Genomic DNA, 13,855 nt, shown 5'->3' on the forward strand with positions numbered 1-13,855 from the left:
GCTCGCGCAGCTTTGCTGCCGGCATCGACACGCTGGCCGAGATGAGCGTGAAGGATTGCCGCATCGTGATCGAAGCCGGCGAGCTGCGTCCCGAATCGCCGCTGCGCAAGGCCTGCGAGAAGGCCAGGATGGCGGTGGCGATCGGCTGCTATCCCGACACCGAGCGCGACCTCGCCAAATTGATGGAGGACGAGCTTCGCATTGCGAACTTGCGTATCACCCAGGATGCCCGTGCCGCGCTGATGTCGTTCCTCGGCGGCGACCGGCAGGCCTCGCGCAACGAGCTGCGCAAGCTCACGCTCTATGCCCACGGCAGGGGCGAGATCACGCTTGAAGACGTGATGTCCGTGGTCGCGGATGCGTCCGAGCTCAAGCTCGATCCGATCGTCGACGGCGCTTTCGCCGGCCGGCCCGACATTGTCGAGACCGAGTTCGCAAAAGCCATGATCGCCGGAACATATCCCGGTGTGATCATTTCGGCCGCGCAGCGCCAGGCCGCATGGCTGCACAAATCCGCGCTCGCGATCGCAGGCGGCCAGCCGGCCTCCGCCGTGCTGGACGGCGGATTTCCGCGCTTACATTTTTCACGCAAACCGATGGTCGAAACGGCGCTGCGCAATTTCAGCGTGGCAAGGCTCGCTGCCATCATCGAGCAGCTCGCGACCGCCGCGCTCGACACCCGCAAACAATCGACGCTCGCCGCCGCCATCGCCCAGCGCACGCTGATGGCGATCGCGGCGAACGCGAAGCGGCGGGGGTAGCCACGGCTCTCTCCCCGTCATTGCGAGGAGCACTTGCGACGAAGCAATCTCCAGAGTCTTTCCGCGGAGAGATTCTGGATTGCTTCGCTACGCTCGCAATGACGAATTCCGTCATCCTGAGGTGCGAGCCGCGCGGCGCAACGCGGTGCGCGGGGAGCCTCGAAGGATGAACGGCCCCGATGCAACCGGGCCGTCGCCCTTCGAGGGCCGCTGAAGAAGCGGCCACCTCCAGCGACAACGGCTTCGCCGTTGCGCGGGGGTGACGGTCATAGGAAGTTGCTGAGCCTACAGTCCGCCCTTCGTCAGCCGCTTCATCACCTCGTCGAGCTGATCGAGGTTGCGGTAGTTGATCTGGACCGAGCCGCCGGGATCGCGGTGATTGACGGTGACCTTGAGGCCGAGCGCGTCGCTGACGCGCTTCTCGAGATCGATCGTATCAGGGTCCTTTTCCTTAGACCTGATGGAGCGCGGCTTTTGCGGCTTGCGCTCCGGGACCCCCTCTTCATGCGCGAGCGCTTCGGTCTGGCGGACGTTGAGCCCCTCCGCAACGATCCGCTTGGCGGCGGCGAGCGGATCCGGCACGCCGATCAGCGCGCGGGCGTGACCGGCGGTCAACTCGCCGGTCGCGATGAAGGCCTGCACCTCGGCCGGCAGCTTGGTCAGCCGCATCATGTTGGCGACGTGGCTGCGGCTCTTGCCGACGACTTTCGCGATGTCGTCCTGGCTGCGTTTGAACTCGTTGGCGAGCGCATGATAGCCCTGCGCCTCTTCCATCGGATTGAGGTCTTCGCGCTGCACGTTCTCGACGATCGCGAATTCCAGCGCATCGCTGTCGCTGATGTCGACCGGCACGATCGGCACCTCATGCAGGCCAGCCATCTGCGAAGCGCGCCAGCGCCGCTCGCCGGCGATGATCTCGAAGCGATCCTGCGCGCCCTTGACGGGACGGACCACGATCGGCTGGATCACGCCGTGCTGTTTGATGGACTCGCAGAGCTCCTTGAGCTCGGTGTCCGAAAACGTGCGGCGCGGGTTGCGCGGATTGGCCTTGATGAATTCGATCGGCACCTTGCGCTGCGCACGCGGACGGTCGACGTGCTGGGCTTCGCCGCCGACGTCACCGATCAGACTTGCAAGACCCCGGCCCAGTCGCGAACGCGCTTCATCGGCCATCGCCAGCTCCCTTGGATTCACGCTGCAGCACTCCAGAACTGAATTTTTTAATCGTAGGGTGGGTTAGCGAAGCGTAACCCACCGCTTCTGTTTCCACGGACATAGACAGTGGTGGGTTACGCCTTCGGCTAACCCACCCTACGGCACCACGGCATCGTCAATGCGTCGTCCGCAGCTCGCGCTCGCGCTGGATCACTTCGGTGGCGAGCCGCAAATAGGCTTCGCTGCCGACGCATTTGAGATCGTAGACCAGCACCGGCTTGCCGTAGGACGGCGCCTCCGAGATGCGCACGTTGCGCGGGATCATGGTCTTGTAGACCTTCTCGCCCATGAATTGGCGAACGTCGGCGACGACCTGGTTCGAGAGGTTGTTGCGCGAGTCGAACATGGTCAGCACGATGCCATGGATCGACAGGTTCGGATTGAGAGTCGAGCGCACCTGCTCCACCGTCTGCAGCAATTGCGACAGACCTTCGAGCGCGAAGAACTCGCACTGCAGCGGCACCAGGATCGCGTCCGATGCGGCCATCGCATTCACCGTGAGCAAATTGAGCGAGGGCGGACAGTCGATCAGCACATAGGTGTAATCGGCATCCGGCGAGACGTTGTTGTTGAGCGAGGCGATCGCATCGCGCAGCTTGAAGGCGCGGCCGGCAGTGGTGCCAAGCTCGAGCTCGAGGCCGGAGAGATCCATGGTCGAGGGCGCGATGTGCAGGCGCGGCACCGCGGTCGACACGACGGCCTCGCGCAGCGGCGCCTCACCGATCAGCACGTCATAGGTCGAGCAGGAGCGGTTGCGGCGGTCGATGCCGAGACCGGTCGAGGCGTTGCCCTGCGGATCGAGATCGACGATCAGGACGCGCTCGCCGATCGCGGCGAGTGCTGTGCCAAGATTGATCGCGGTGGTTGTTTTTCCCACACCGCCCTTCTGATTCGCCAGCGCCAGGATGCGCGGGTGCCCATGCGGCACTTCAGCTTTTTCTCGGTCAGCTCTTTCCTGGGCGCCCTGGTCTTGCTGCGGCTCGTCCATCACGGTCATCGAAATTCCCCAACCCAACCCCTGAGCGCCTCACCCGCGCCGTTCAACTGAAGTCAGCTCGACGATCCAACCGTCACCCGTCCGGCTTCGGTGGAGTTGCGGCCGAATATTCCAATATTTAGCGGCTTCGGTCAATTCAGCCTCTACATCTTGACCCTTCGGAAATAACGCCTTTGCACCTTGGCGCATCAGCGGCTCCGCAAAGCCGATGAGTTGATGTAGCGGAGCCAGCGCGCGCGCGGTGACGCAATCGACGGGGCCGGTGATTCTATCCACATTATCCCCGATCTCAGCGAGGTGTACGACCCCCGGAGATGTGGTGACGCGAACAGCTTCGCGCAGAAAGGCGGCCTTCTTGGCGATTCGCTCGACAAGATGGACACGAGCGTCCGGGGTCCCCGCCATGGCGCAGGCCAGCACGATGCCGGGAAAACCGCCGCCGCTGCCGAGGTCGGCCCAGCGTTTTGCAGACGGGGCGAGATCGACGAGCTGAAGCGAATCGGCGATGTGCCGCGTCCAGAGGTTCGGCAGGGTCGACGGCGCGACCAGATTGGTCTTGGCCTGCCACTCCCGGAGCAAAGCGATATAGCGATCGAGCCGGGCCTCCGTTTCATGTGAAACGGGCGCGAGCTTGAGTGCCGCGCGCTTGTCGGCGGCGATGATGGAGTCGAGCGCCTGATCGTTGGCGCCGGCCTTGTCGATCCTTGTCCGGGCTGGTGCCGGATCCGGTCGATGACGAGCGCCCTCGCCGGCTCCAGGTCGTCGCGATAGCGGCCTGTCCCCGCCCGATCCGCGCTGTTTCACGTGAAACGCCTATGCGATTGCTTTGGACGACTTTCGGGCCTCGCGGCGGAGATAGGCCGCGAGGATGCCGAGCGCGGCCGGTGTCATGCCGTCGATCCGGCCGGCCTGGCCGACGGTGAACGGCCGCGCCTTCTCCAGCTTGGCCCGGACTTCATTGGAGAGACCGGGGACGAGGCTATAGTCGACCTCCGACAGCACCATGCCTTCGTCACGCCGGAAAGCTTCGACGTCAGCGCTCTGGCGCTCCAGATAGACGTCGTACTTGGCGTCGATCTCGAGATGGGTGGCGATGACTGGATCGATGGACGCCAACTCCGGCCAGATCGCGCGGACCTGGCTCCAGCCGATCTCGGGATAGGCCATCAGCTCGAACGCCGAGCGGCGCTGACCGTCCCGGTTGAGGGACAGCCCGTGATTGATCGCCTCGTTAGGGGTGATGGTCAGGGACTTCGAGAGGGTTCGGGCGGCGTTCAGCGCGTCCATCTTGGCGCGGTGGTGCCTGATACGGGCGCTGCCGACGCAGCCCAGCGCGATCCCCTTCGCGGTCAGGCGCTGATCGGCATTGTCGGCCCGCAGGGTCAGCCGGTACTCGGCCCTCGAGGTGAACATCCGATAGGGCTCGGTGATCCCTCGGGTGACGAGATCGTCGATCATCACGCCGAGATAACCGTCGGCACGGTCGAACACGGTCAGCGCAGCACCGCTGGCGGCGAGCGCTGCATTGAGGCCGGCGACGATGCCCTGGCCGGCGGCTTCCTCATATCCCGTGGTGCCGTTGATCTGCCCGGCCAGGAAGAGACCGCGCAGTCGCTTGGTCTGGAGGGTCGGATCGAGCTCCCGGGGATCGATGTGATCGTATTCGATGGCATAACCCGGGCGGACCATCTTCACCTGCTCAAGGCCGGGGATGGTCGCGAGGATCGCGAGCTGGACCTCCTCCGGCAGCGACGTCGAGATGCCGTTGGGGTAGACCGTGCTGTCATCGAGCCCTTCGGGCTCCAGGAAGATCTGGTGGCCGTCGCGATCGCCGAAGCGGACGATCTTGTCCTCGATCGACGGGCAATAGCGCGGACCGGAGCTCTTGATCTGGCCCGAGTACATGGGGGAGCGATGGACGTTGGCCCGGATCACCTCATGGGTCGCGGCCGTAGTCCGGGTGATGCCGCACTGGATCTGCGGGGTCGTGATCCGCTCGGTCATCACCGAGAACGGCTCCGGCGGCTCGTCGCCGGGCTGCATTTCGACCGCGGACCAGTCGATGGTCGAGCCGTCGAGACGCGGCGGAGTGCCCGTCTTGAGGCGTCCGAGGGTAAAGCCGGCCCGCTCAAAGGAGGCTGAAAGGCCCATTGCAGGGGCCTCGCCGACCCGGCCCGCGGGCCAATTCCTCTCACCGAGATGGATCAGACCACGCAGGAAGGTGCCGGTTGTGACCACAACAGCCCCTGCCCGGAGCTCCCGGCTATCGGCCAGACGCAGTCCTGTGACCCGGCCATCGACCACGATCAGTTCGTCGGCCTCACCTTCGATGACGAAAAGGCCTGCAGTCTCCCGGATCGCGACCTGCATCGCGGCGGCATAAAGCTTCCGATCGGCCTGGGCGCGTGGACCGCGGACTGCCGGACCCTTGCGGCGGTTCAGGACGCGAAATTGAATGCCGCCGGCGTCGCCGACCCGGCCCATCAGACCATCGAGGGCATCGACCTCGCGGACCAGATGGCCCTTGCCGAGACCGCCGATGGCGGGATTGCAGGACATCGCGCCGATGGTGGAGAACCGGTGCGTCACCAGCGCGGTCACGGCGCCCATTCGCGCAGCCGCAGCCGCGGCCTCGCAGCCGGCATGGCCCCCGCCGATGACGATGACGTCGAAACTCTCTCGCTCCTGTCGCATGGCGGGACTTCTAGCTCAGCGGGGGGAAAGCCGGAAGTAGAAACTGGGTGCGCGGCTGTTTCACGTGAAACAGGGCGGCCACGGAAGGCCCGACGGCTCCCGCGAAACAACCCCATGCACAGAAGGAAAGTCGTTTGAGTGGGGATCTGTTTCACGTGAAACAGATGGGGCGCGAGGCGAGGTGCGAGAAAGAGACTGAGGCCCGTTCCGGCCACCCTCATTGCGAGCGCAGCGAAGCAATCCGAGCGCAGCGAAGCAATCCAGAATTCCCACCACCGCGAGGTTCTGGATTGCTTCGTCGCAAGGCTCCTCGCAATGACCGGGGGCTGGGGGCCCCTCCTCCACGTTTCACGTGAAACACGCGGAACCCTCCTGTTTCACGTGAAACGCAAACAATGGAACAAGCTCTAGTTCTACATTGAAGAACTAGCTCTACTTTCCAATACAGAATTTCTGGAAGATCGTACCAAGGACGTCCTCGACGTCCACCCGGCCGAGCAGCCGGCCCAAGGCATAGGCGGCGGCACGCAATTCTTCGGCGGCCAGCTCTTCGCCCTCTTCTACAAGCTCCAGGCTCCGGCGCAAGCTGTCCGACGCTTGGCTCAACAGATCCCGCTGGCGGGTTCGAGTCACCATTCCGCCCTCGGTGGTCCCAAAGAAATCCGAGGCGAACTTGACGAGGGCGTCGACCAGCTCGGCGATGCCATCGCCGCGGCTCGCCGAGATTGCGAATTCGCCGCGCGGATCGGCGCCACCGAGGTCGATCTTGTTGCGCACGATCCAGACTGACCCATCTGGCCGATCGCCCTCTTCGGATCTCCGAAGCAACCGTACCGCATCCGGATCGGCGGCATGGTCTCCCTCCACCAGCCACAGCACCAGGTCGGCATCGTCGGCCCGCGCCCTCGCCCGGCGCACGCCTTCCTGCTCGACGGGATCATCGGTCTCGCGGATCCCGGCCGTGTCGATGACGGTGACCGGGTAGCCGTCGAGATCGAGCTGCGCCTCGATCACGTCGCGCGTGGTCCCGGCGTGCGGCGAGACGATCGCGACCTCGCGGCGGGCGAGCTGGTTCATCAGCGTCGACTTGCCGACATTCGGCTCGCCGGCAATGGCGACCACCAGTCCGTCGCGCAGGCGTTCAGAATGTCCTTGTGCCGCAAGGACATCTGCAATTTCATCGTAAAGCGCCTGGATCGCTCTCACCGCCGGCGCCCTCAGCTCCGCCGGCACATCGCCTTCATCGGAAAAATCGATGCCGGCCTCGATCAGCGCCGAGGCTTCGATGATGCGCTCGCGCCAATCGCGCGCGCGATGGCCGAGCAGACCCTGCAACTGCCGCAGCGCCTGGCGGCGCTGACGATCCGTGTCGGCATGAATGAGGTCGTCGAGACCCTCGGCTTCGGTGAGATCGAGCTTGCCGTTCTCGAACGCGCGCCGCGTGAACTCGCCAGGGTCGGCTGCGCGCGTATTCGGAATTAGCGAAATAGCGGTGAAGAGCGCAGCGAGCACCGCGCGGCCGCCATGGATGTGGAATTCGGCGACATCCTCGCCGGTCGCGCTGGCCGGCCCCGGAAACCAGAGCACGACGGCCTCGTCGATCGGTTGACCCGTGCCGTCGCGGAGCACGCGGCGGGTTGCTTGCCGCGGTGTCGGCAGCCTGCCCGCGAGCAATGTCAGGGCGAGCGTGGCTTGCGGACCGGAGACACGCACCAAGGCGATTGCGCTCGGCGGTCGGCCGGATGACAGCGCAAAGATGGTCTGGTCTCGCGGGTGCATGGCCTATTTGTCCACCTGGCGGGGAAAAGGCAAACGGCCTGTTGGCGGACGCTGGCGGGCTTGTTCACTGCGTTCCAATCGGCATAAATTTATATTGCAATGCAATATAGAGCGCCGCCATTTTGCTGCAGAAATCCCTTCGGCCCGCAATATCGGTGCAGCAGGAATCAAGTATTTTTGAGATATATCAAAGCGATATATCGAAAACAGGCTTCGAATCCGAGCCGGACCGTTATGCTGCAGCCTTTCCGCAGCAAAGCCGCACAAAAAAAAGGGCGCCCCGAGGGCGCCCCAAAATGTTTCTGCACCCTGGCTCAGGTGTTCATGGAGTCGAAGAACTCCGAATTGCTCTTGGTCGAGCGCAGCTTGTCGAGCAGGAAGTCGATCGCATCCATCGTGCCCATCGGATTGAGGATGCGGCGGAGCACGTACATCTTCTTGAGCACCTGCGGATCGGTAATGAGTTCCTCCTTGCGGGTGCCTGAGCGCGAGATGTCGATCGCCGGGAAGGTGCGCTTGTCCGAGACCTTGCGGTCGAGGATCAGCTCCGAGTTACCGGTGCCCTTGAACTCTTCGAAGATGACTTCGTCCATGCGGCTGCCGGTATCGACCAGCGCGGTCGCGATGATGGTGAGCGAGCCGCCCTCCTCGATGTTGCGGGCGGCACCGAAGAAGCGCTTCGGGCGCTGCAGCGCGTTGGCGTCGACACCGCCGGTGAGCACCTTGCCCGATGACGGCACCACGGTGTTGTAGGCGCGCCCGAGGCGCGTGATCGAATCGAGCAGGATGACGACGTCGCGGCCGTGCTCGACCAGGCGCTTGGCTTTCTCGATCACCATTTCGGCGACCTGGACGTGACGCACCGCCGGCTCGTCGAAGGTCGACGACACCACCTCGCCCTTCACCGAGCGCTGCATGTCGGTGACTTCTTCCGGACGCTCGTCGATCAAGAGCACGATCAGATAGCAATCGGGATGATTGGCCGTGATCGAATGCGCGATGTTCTGCATCAGCACGGTCTTACCGGTGCGCGGCGGCGCGACGATCAGCGCGCGCTGGCCCTTGCCGATCGGCGCGACGATATCGATCACGCGTGCGGACAGGTCCTTCCGCGTCGGATCGTCGATTTCCATGCGGAAACGCTGATTCGGAAACAGTGGCGTGAGGTTGTCGAAATTGACCTTGTGCTTGGCCTTTTCCGGGTCCTCGAAATTGAGCGTGTTGACCTTCAGCAGCGCAAAATAGCGCTCGCCCTCTTTCGGGCTGCGAATATGGCCTTCAATGGTATCGCCGGTGCGCAGGCCAAAGCGGCGGATCTGCGAGGGCGAAACGTAGATGTCGTCAGGGCCCGGCAGATAATTGGCATCGGGCGAGCGGAGGAAGCCGAAGCCGTCGGAGAGCACCTCGACGACGCCCTGGCCGACAATGTCGGTTTCGGCGAGCGCGAGTTGCTTGAGGATAGCGAACAACAGCTCCTGCTTGCGCATGGTGCTGGCATTCTCGACCCCATTCTCCTCCGCGAACGAGACGAGCTCGGCCGGCGTTTTGGATTTGAGGTCTTCGAGTTTGATTTCCCGCATTGGGGTGGTCCTGTGGGGTAACCTTGGGAGGGGTGCGAGGAGGCTCTGAAATGCGGACGTGAGAAGGTAAGGTCCGCAGGTCTGGCAAGGTTAAGTGCCGGTGGGGGCTTCAAACCTGATGCGGTGTCCGGCCTTCAAAAAGCTCGGACACAACCACATCCGCCTGCGTTGGGTGGGATATCGATAATATAGAAAATCGCTTTCCACTCCGCAAGCCGAAGCTCTGAGCGATCGTTCACGTTTCCTGCCTCAAATCTCGCCTAGAACGGCTTCACGATCACCATGATAACGATGATGATCATCAGGGCGGTCGGCACCTCATTGATAATCCGGAAGAATTTCTGGCTGTGCGGGCGCTTGTCGGCGGCGAAGTCCTTGAGCCAACGGGAAAAAAAGCCGTGGACCGCGGACAGCGCCAGCACCATTGCCAGTTTTACGTGCAGCCAGCCGAAGCTGAACCAATGGCCGGCCCAGGCGAGATACAGCCCGGCGAGCCAGGTGAGGATCATGGCGGGGTTGATGATCGCCTTGAGCAGGCGGCGTTCCATGACCTTGAAGGTTTCTGACTGCTTCGAGCCGATCTCGGCTTCGCAGTGATAGACGAACAGCCTGGGCAGATAGAGCATGCCGGCCATCCAGGCGATGACCGCGATCACGTGCACCGCCTTGATCCAGAGATAGACGTCTTCAAACATGTCAGGCGTCCGACTTTTCGCCCAGCCGTCAGTCGGGCTGGGGATAGTAAGAACTCGTTAAGGTCTCACCTCCACACATATCCGTCCCTAGGGCCTTCCTCAAATCTAGAATCTTAGATTCTTAAAGGTTTGAGTCTGAGTGACCGTGGATTGGACTCACACAATGCCGTCCGCGCGGTCGCGAGCGCTTGTTCACATCCATCAACACGTCCCGGGCCGGTTCCCGTCCGGCCAGATAAATGGTCCGGATACAAAGGCTTGCGCATCTCTGTCCGCAGCTTATCAACGGGGTTATCCGCGCAATCCCGCTTCGCTCTCGACAGGCCGTCGGATTTGTTCTGACAGGCAGCGGTGTGAAGAAAATTGGCAGATGTCCCGCCCCTGGTGTCGCGCAACCCTTTCCGAGGGGTTAAGCTCCACAGAAATCCACAAACCACACAGCCCCCATACAAAGAGTTTTTGTGCCGACCTCGAGCAATTATTTCCATCTGCACCTCGTCTCCGACTCCACCGGTGAGACCCTGATTACGGTCGCGCGCGCCGTCGCAGCGCAGTACGCGAATGTCACGCCGGTCGAGCATGTCTATCCGCTGGTGCGCAGCCAGAAGCAGCTCGACCGCGTGCTCGACGAGATCGAGGAAGCGCCCGGGATCGTGCTGTTCACGCTGCTGGAGAAGGATCTGGTCTCCAGGCTCGAGGACAAGTGCAAGGCGATCAATGTTCCGAGCCTGTCGATCATCGGCCCGGTCATGCAATTGTTCGAAGCCTATCTGGGTGCCGCGACCACGGGCCGCGTCGGTGCGCAGCACGTGCTCAACGCCGAATATTTCAAGCGCATCGATGCGCTGAACTACACGATGATCCATGACGACGGGCAGCATGTTGAAGGTCTGGAGGAAGCCGACGTCGTGCTGGTCGGCGTGTCCCGCACCTCGAAGACGCCGACCTCGATCTATCTCGCCAATCGCGGCATCCGCACCGCCAACGTGCCGCTGGTTCCGGGCATCCCCGTGCCGGCGCAGCTGGAGACATTGACCCGGCCGCTGGTGGTGAGCCTGCACGCAACGCCGGAACGCCTGATCCAGATCCGCCAGAACCGCCTGCTCTCGATGGGCGCCGAATCCGGATCGGGCAGCGACTCCTATACGGACAGGCAATCGGTGACCGAAGAGGTCGCGTTTGCGCGCAAGCTGAGCGCCAAGCACGACTGGCCGCTGCTTGACGTCACCCGGCGCTCGATCGAGGAAACCGCAGCGGCGATCATGAAGCTCTACAGCGATCGCCAACGCAACCGGCCCCCGGAATAGCTTTCGACATGGGTCTATGGCGCGGCAAAACTCCGTTGATCCTGGCCTCGCAGAGCAGCGCACGCAAAATGCTGCTGGCGAATGCCGGACTCGAATTCAAGGCCATTACGGCTGACATCGACGAACGCGGCATTCAGGTTGCGTCCAAGCTCTCGAATCCGCGTGAGATCGGTCTGCTGCTGGCACGCGAGAAGGCGAAAGCAGTCTCGACCAATCATCCGGGGAGCTATGTGATCGGTGCTGACCAGACGCTGGCGCTCGGCGACCGCCTTTTTTACAAGCCTGCCGGGCGCACACAGGCGCTGGCACATCTGCGAGATCTCGCGGGCCGCACGCACGAGCTGAATTCAGCCGTGGCGGTGGCACATGACGGCAAGATCCTCTTTGAGGACGTCTCGATAGCTCGCATGACCATGCGGCAGATGACCGAGGCCGAGCTTTCAGCCTATCTCGACGCGGCTGGCGAGGCGGTCACCACCAGCGTCGGCGCCTATCAGCTCGAAGGGCTGGGCATCCATCTGTTCGAACGTCTCGAGGGCGACCATTTCACCATTCTCGGCCTGCCGCTGTTGCCGTTGCTTGCGTTCCTGCGGAGCCAGCGGCTGGTTGCGGTCTAACTGACAGGGATGGCTGCGCGCTGATGCGGATCCTGGGACTAACCGGCTCGATCGGGATGGGTAAATCCACCACCGCAAAGTTGTTCGCGGAGGCGGGCGTGCCCGTCTACGACGCCGATGCCGCTGTCCATCAGCTCTATGAAGGCGAGGCCGCGCCGGCGATCGAGGCCGCCTTCCCCGGCACCACCGCGGGCGGCAAGGTCGACAGGACCAAACTGTCCGCACGGGTGGTGCACGATCCCGCCGCGATCAAGCAGCTCGAGCAGATCGTCCATCCGATGCTCGGCGCTTCCAGGCAAAAATTTTTTGCCGATGCGGAGGACGCCAAGGCGCCGGTCGTGGTCCTCGATATCCCGCTGTTGTTCGAGACCGGCGGCGAGAAGCGGGTCGACGCCGTCGTCGTGGTCTCGACCTCGCCGGAGCTCCAGCGCGAGCGCGTGCTGGCGCGGGGAACCATGGACGAGGCCAAGCTCAACGCCATCATCGCCAAGCAGATGCCCGACGCCGAAAAGCGCAAGCGGGCAGATTTCGTCGTGGATACCTCGCACGGACTTGAGCCGGTGCGCGCGCAAATCACGCACATCCTGGCCGAGGTCGTTAAGATGCCGCAGCGGCGGACCTGATTCGCCGAGTTCTACGGCTTCCTGCACGGCATCTCAAAATCATGCGTGAAATCGTTCTCGATACCGAAACCACCGGCCTCGATCCGCTGCGCGGCGATCGCCTGGTCGAAATCGGCTGCGTCGAGATCTTCAACCGCATGCCGACGGGGCAGACCTATCACGTCTATATCAACCCCGAGCGGGACATGCCGGCGGAAGCCTTTGCGGTGCATGGACTGTCGTCCGAGTTTCTCTCGACCAAGCCGCTATTCCATGAGGTGGCCGACGAATTCCTGGCATTCATCGGCGATGCGCCGCTGGTGATCCACAACGCTTCGTTCGACATCAGCTTCATCAATGCCGAGCTCGACCGGATCAAGCGCGCGCCGATTCCGCGCGAGCGGCTGGTCGATACGCTGCTGCTGGCGCGGCGCAAGCATCCCGGCGTGTCGAACCGGCTCGACGATCTCTGTTCGCGCTATTCGATCGACAATTCACACCGCACCAAGCACGGCGCGTTGCTCGACTCCGAGCTTCTGGCTGAGGTTTACGTCGATCTGGTCGGAGCGCGGCAGTCGCAGCTGCTGCTCGCGTCGGAGACCGAGGAAATTCGCGTCAATACCGCCGGCGATGCGCCGCGGCGGCAGCGGCCGGTAGCCCTTGCGCCGCGGGTGTCAGACGCCGAGCGCGAGGCCCACCGGGCCTTCATCGCAACAATGGGCGAAAAGGCGATCTGGAACGAATATCTCGCCGCTCCAGTCGCCTCTCCCGCTGGCTAGATCGACAGCTCAGGCTTGACCGGCCGGCTGCTGAGCGGCCATTTGCCGCTCCATGTTCTGGCGATAGAGACCGACGAAGTCGACCGGGTCCAGCATCAGCGGCGGGAACCCGCCGTCGCGCACGGCGGTGGCAATGATCTCGCGGGCGAATGGGAACAGCAGGCGCGGGCATTCGATCATCACCAGCGGGTGCAAATTCTCTTTCGGCACGTTGGCGATGCGGAACACGCCCGCATAGGCCAGCTCGAACGAGAACATCACCTTGCCAGCGGTCTCGGCCTTGCCTTCGACCGACAGCGTCACCTCGAATTCGGTTTCGCTGAGGTTGTTGGCGCTGACATTGATCTGGATATTGATCTGGGGCGGCTGGCTCTGCTGCTGGAGCGAGCTCGGCGCGTTCGGATTCTCGAAGGACAGGTCCTTGGTATATTGCGCCAGCACATTGAGCTGGGGAGCCTGGGCCGCCTCGGGAGGGGTGCCGTTACCGTTGGTCATCAAAATCTCTCCTTACCCGATTGGGGCTGAATTTCGCGGCGGTTGGCTAACATAGGGCCGCCTCATTCCACAAGGACGAACGGCACCCGGCGAGTCGATCCGGGCTCCGCCCACAACAGTGACGCTTGACCCGGCCTGGACACCAAATCGCGCGTTAAACGCTTGAAGATGCGCGATTTCCGCCCCACGATCGGGTTTCCCCTCAAGGATAAAACGCGCTACACTTGCCGCTGTGCCAAAAGGCGCCATTGGCCGGGCCAGATTTCGTGCCTACATGCCGCGGACGAGGCGCGCGGGCCAAAAAGGGTGATGTCATCTTGCCGTTCCGGTATGG

At 63.1% G+C, this 13,855-nt stretch carries 12 protein-coding genes and 1 pseudogene; 5 read left to right on the plus strand and 8 right to left on the minus strand.

Annotated elements, in window-relative coordinates; translation table 11 throughout:
- Positions 1–761: pseudogene (holA, locus tag AOQ71_RS24020) on the plus strand (DNA polymerase III subunit delta); the annotation flags it as partial.
- A 285-nt stretch (positions 762–1,046) separates the two neighbouring features.
- On the opposite strand, the gene AOQ71_RS24025 reads toward holA, so the two are convergent.
- The 7 genes from AOQ71_RS24025 to hemJ form a co-directional block, all read right to left on the minus strand.
- Positions 1,047–1,934, minus strand: coding sequence for a ParB/RepB/Spo0J family partition protein (locus AOQ71_RS24025; protein WP_057751967.1), 888 nt, complete (start codon positions 1,932–1,934; stop codon positions 1,047–1,049).
- A 157-nt stretch (positions 1,935–2,091) separates the two neighbouring features.
- Positions 2,092–2,973, minus strand: a complete 882-nt coding sequence (locus AOQ71_RS24030) for a ParA family protein (RefSeq protein ID WP_057751970.1) — start codon at positions 2,971–2,973, stop codon at positions 2,092–2,094.
- 30 nt (positions 2,974–3,003) lie between these two features.
- Positions 3,004–3,777, minus strand: a complete 774-nt coding sequence (gene rsmG / locus AOQ71_RS24035) for a 16S rRNA (guanine(527)-N(7))-methyltransferase RsmG (RefSeq protein WP_057751973.1) — start codon at positions 3,775–3,777, stop codon at positions 3,004–3,006.
- Positions 3,778–3,786: 9 nt separating this feature from the next.
- The gene (gene mnmG / locus AOQ71_RS24040) at positions 3,787–5,667 is read right to left on the minus strand and encodes a tRNA uridine-5-carboxymethylaminomethyl(34) synthesis enzyme MnmG (protein ID WP_057751976.1); all 1,881 of its coding nucleotides are present in this window, start codon (positions 5,665–5,667) and stop codon (positions 3,787–3,789) included.
- Positions 5,668–6,099: 432 nt separating this feature from the next.
- On the minus strand, positions 6,100–7,446 hold the full coding sequence (gene mnmE / locus AOQ71_RS24045; RefSeq protein ID WP_057751979.1) for a tRNA uridine-5-carboxymethylaminomethyl(34) synthesis GTPase MnmE: 1,347 nt from the start codon (positions 7,444–7,446) through the stop codon (positions 6,100–6,102).
- Positions 7,447–7,760: 314 nt separating this feature from the next.
- The gene (gene rho / locus AOQ71_RS24050) at positions 7,761–9,026 is read right to left on the minus strand and encodes a transcription termination factor Rho (RefSeq protein ID WP_057751982.1); all 1,266 of its coding nucleotides are present in this window, start codon (positions 9,024–9,026) and stop codon (positions 7,761–7,763) included.
- Positions 9,027–9,286: 260 nt separating this feature from the next.
- Positions 9,287–9,721 (minus strand): protoporphyrinogen oxidase HemJ, encoded by a 435-nt coding sequence (hemJ, locus tag AOQ71_RS24055; protein ID WP_057751985.1) that lies wholly within the window; start codon positions 9,719–9,721, stop codon positions 9,287–9,289.
- A 461-nt stretch (positions 9,722–10,182) separates the two neighbouring features.
- Between hemJ and AOQ71_RS24060 the strand changes: the two genes are divergently transcribed.
- The 4 genes from AOQ71_RS24060 to dnaQ are packed head-to-tail and all read left to right on the plus strand — an operon-like array spanning position 10,183 to position 13,026.
- Positions 10,183–11,028 carry a pyruvate, water dikinase regulatory protein gene (locus tag AOQ71_RS24060; protein WP_057751988.1) on the plus strand — a complete coding sequence of 282 codons (846 nt, stop codon included), beginning with the start codon at positions 10,183–10,185 and terminating at the stop codon, positions 11,026–11,028.
- Positions 11,029–11,036: 8 nt separating this feature from the next.
- Positions 11,037–11,645, plus strand: a complete 609-nt coding sequence (locus AOQ71_RS24065) for a Maf family nucleotide pyrophosphatase (protein ID WP_057751991.1) — start codon at positions 11,037–11,039, stop codon at positions 11,643–11,645.
- Between the two features lie 23 nt (positions 11,646–11,668).
- Positions 11,669–12,268 carry a dephospho-CoA kinase gene (gene coaE / locus AOQ71_RS24070; RefSeq protein ID WP_057751994.1) on the plus strand — a complete coding sequence of 200 codons (600 nt, stop codon included), beginning with the start codon at positions 11,669–11,671 and terminating at the stop codon, positions 12,266–12,268.
- A 41-nt stretch (positions 12,269–12,309) separates the two neighbouring features.
- Positions 12,310–13,026 carry a DNA polymerase III subunit epsilon gene (dnaQ, locus tag AOQ71_RS24075; protein ID WP_057751998.1) on the plus strand — a complete coding sequence of 239 codons (717 nt, stop codon included), beginning with the start codon at positions 12,310–12,312 and terminating at the stop codon, positions 13,024–13,026.
- A gap of 9 nt (positions 13,027–13,035) precedes the next feature.
- On the opposite strand, the gene secB is transcribed toward dnaQ, so the two are convergent.
- Positions 13,036–13,521: a protein-export chaperone SecB gene (gene secB / locus AOQ71_RS24080; RefSeq protein ID WP_057752001.1), complete on the minus strand. Its 486-nt coding sequence runs from the start codon at positions 13,519–13,521 to the stop codon at positions 13,036–13,038.
- Positions 13,522–13,855: the final 334 nt, after the last annotated feature.

Source organism: Bradyrhizobium manausense (assembly GCF_001440035.1).
GTDB lineage: Bacteria > Pseudomonadota > Alphaproteobacteria > Rhizobiales > Xanthobacteraceae > Bradyrhizobium > Bradyrhizobium manausense.

Excerpts from the sequence above, each read along its gene's own strand:
- AOQ71_RS24025 (WP_057751967.1), bottom strand. The coding sequence starts at position 1,934 with ATGGCCGATGAAGCGCGTTCGCGACTGGGCCGGGGTCTTGCAAGTCTG.
- AOQ71_RS24030 (WP_057751970.1), bottom strand. The coding sequence starts at position 2,973 with ATGACCGTGATGGACGAGCCGCAGCAAGACCAGGGCGCCCAGGAAAGA.
- mnmG (WP_057751976.1), bottom strand. The coding sequence starts at position 5,667 with ATGCGACAGGAGCGAGAGAGTTTCGACGTCATCGTCATCGGCGGGGGC.
- mnmE (WP_057751979.1), bottom strand. The coding sequence starts at position 7,446 with ATGCACCCGCGAGACCAGACCATCTTTGCGCTGTCATCCGGCCGACCG.
- rho (WP_057751982.1), bottom strand. The coding sequence starts at position 9,026 with ATGCGGGAAATCAAACTCGAAGACCTCAAATCCAAAACGCCGGCCGAG.
- hemJ (WP_057751985.1), bottom strand. The coding sequence starts at position 9,721 with ATGTTTGAAGACGTCTATCTCTGGATCAAGGCGGTGCACGTGATCGCG.
- AOQ71_RS24065 (WP_057751991.1), top strand. The coding sequence starts at position 11,037 with ATGGGTCTATGGCGCGGCAAAACTCCGTTGATCCTGGCCTCGCAGAGC.
- coaE (WP_057751994.1), top strand. The coding sequence starts at position 11,669 with ATGCGGATCCTGGGACTAACCGGCTCGATCGGGATGGGTAAATCCACC.
- dnaQ (WP_057751998.1), top strand. The coding sequence starts at position 12,310 with ATGCGTGAAATCGTTCTCGATACCGAAACCACCGGCCTCGATCCGCTG.
- secB (WP_057752001.1), bottom strand. The coding sequence starts at position 13,521 with ATGACCAACGGTAACGGCACCCCTCCCGAGGCGGCCCAGGCTCCCCAG.